The 2,441-nt window shown below is 61.5% G+C and carries 1 protein-coding gene; it reads left to right on the forward strand.

The annotated features are described in order from the left end of the window. The first annotated feature begins 534 nt into the window (after positions 1-534). A complete protein-coding gene (locus ACGFYU_RS37815; RefSeq protein WP_393831832.1) occupies positions 535-2,358 on the forward strand; it encodes a reverse transcriptase domain-containing protein in 1,824 nt (607 codons plus the stop codon). Positions 2,359-2,441: the final 83 nt, after the last annotated feature.

The raw sequence follows: 2,441 nt of genomic DNA on the forward strand, positions 1-2,441 counted from the left end.
CGAGTGCGCCTTGGAGGCGTCTGAATGTATCCCCGGCTCAGCCGGGAGGGATTTGGAGGATATCCCTGGGTCGAATGACTCACCTGGAGTCGAAAGGCGAAGGGGAACGTAGCATGTCAGGAAAGCGGTGACCGGGTCCAGGTATCAGGGACGGTGCATCGCGAGACCCGCGCGATATGGCGAAAGCTGGATTGCCTGAACCCCAATCTCCAGTCGATTCAAAGACGCATCCGCCGGAAAGGTATCTGAAACCGGCGCCGTTCCCTGTGCTGGCTATTTCGGCCTGCTGGCACAACTCCAGGGGGCGGGGCGATCCCCAGTGAGGGGATTGAAGGAGATGAGTGGGGCGCCTAAGTCGCGCTAGAACGTACATTCAGATGAACCAAGGGATCACCTAAAGGGCGCGAGCCCCATGGTGACGGAGTGTCCGTAGTAGTCGCAGGAGTAACGACCTGCCGAGGAGTCCGGGAGAGCCGGAATCAGGGCGAAGGGACACAGGTGACATGGGATTGACGAGACCGGGAGGTATGCGAAATGCAGAACGCCGAAGTGGTTCTTGAGATCCTCCGTGAACGCGGCAGGCGGAATCTGCCATGCAATGAACTGTATCGACAGATGTTCAACCCGCAGTTGTATCTACTGGCCTACGGGCGCATCTACTCCAACAAAGGGGCGATGACGCCCGGAGGCTCAGGGGAAACCGCAGACGGCATGTCACTGGCCAAAATCGGCAGCATCATCGATGCGTTACGTCACGAGCGTTTCCGATTCCAGCCGGTGAAGCGGACCTACATCCCGAAGAAGAACGGGAAGATGAGGCCGCTGGGCCTGCCGTCCTGGACGGACAAGCTGGTCGGCGAGGTCATGCGTCTCCTCTTGGAGGCGTACTACGAGCCCCGGTTCTCCGACCGCTCCCACGGTTTCCGTCCCGGACGGGGATGCCACACAGCATTACGCGACGTGGCCAAAACCTGGACCGGGACAGCCTGGTTCATCGAGGGAGATATCGCCCAGTGTTTCGACTCGCTTGACCATCAGGTGATGCTCGATACCCTGGGCGAGAAAATCCACGACAACCGGTTCCTGCGGCTCGTGCGCAACATGCTCAAAGCCGGATACCTGGAAGACTGGACATGGAACGCCACACTCAGCGGCGCCCCACAGGGCGGGGTCCTCTCGCCCATCTTGTCCAACATCTATCTGCACCGGCTGGACATCTTCATCGAAACAGTCCTCATGCCGGAATACACCCGAGGGAAACTCAGGGCGAGGAACCCTGAATACCGCCGGGTCGAAGCGGCTATCCAGCGGGCCCGTACACGCGGCAACCACACCGCAGTACGCGCGCTGCGAAAACGGCTCCACAGTCTCCCGAGCCAGGACATGTCCGACCCGGGATACCGCCGTCTCCGCTACGTGAGATACGCCGACGACACCCTCATCGGGTTCACCGGACCCAAAGCCGAAGCCGAAGAAATCAAACAGCACCTGGCCCGGTTCCTGCGAGAAGACCTCAAGCTGGAACTGTCCCAGGAAAAGACGCTGATCACCCACGCCAGAACAGGCGCGGCACGATTCCTCGGCTACGAGATCACCATCCGCAGGGACGACCGCAGATCAGAACGGCGAAACGGACCCCGGCGCAAGCGCCGATCGGTCAACGGAACCGTTGCCCTGCACGTCCCAAAGGACGTGATCAAGGCGAAATGCGCCCCATACCTGGAACGCGGGAGACCCTCGCGACAGACCGCGATGCTCAACTACGACGACTACACCATCGTCAGCATCTACGGCGCCAAGTACCGCGGAATCGTTCAGTACTACCTGCTGGCCGGCGACGTCTTTCGACTGAACCGGTTGCACTGGGTCATGCAGTCCTCGCTGCTGTGCTCCCTGGCGAACAAGCACCGCTCGACCATGTCGAAGATGGCTCGCAAGTACAAGGTCACCATCGACACCCCGGCCGGGCGCCGCAAGTGTCTCCAGGCCAGCATCACCCGCGCCCCGAGCAGGAAACCGCTGGTCGCGCAGTTCGGTGGCATTCCACTCAAACGGCAGAAGTTCGCGGTCCTCACGGACCACGATCCCGTCCGGCCAAGGCCCCGTCGCCGTGAGTTGACGACAAGGCTGCTGGCCGGGTTCTGCGAGATGTGCGGTCAGACCGAAGAAATCCAGGTCCATCAGATCCGCAGACTCGCCGACCTCGACCTGCTCGGACAGGAACAACCCAACTGGGCCGCCCTCATGGCCAGGAAACGGCGCAAGACCCTCGTGGTCTGCTCAACCTGCCACGAAGACATTCACGTTGGCCGCACAACCGACGTTCACGGAAGTCACTGGAGAGCCCGTTGCGATTAACGTCGCACGACGGGTTCGGGAGGAGGTCGCTGGGAAAAGGACCAGCCCCACAGGCTGGCACCTCGCCCGGCGGCCCACCTCAC

Source organism: Streptomyces sp. NPDC048337 (genome assembly GCF_043201175.1).
In the GTDB taxonomy this organism is placed as follows: Bacteria; Actinomycetota; Actinomycetes; order Streptomycetales; family Streptomycetaceae; genus Streptomyces.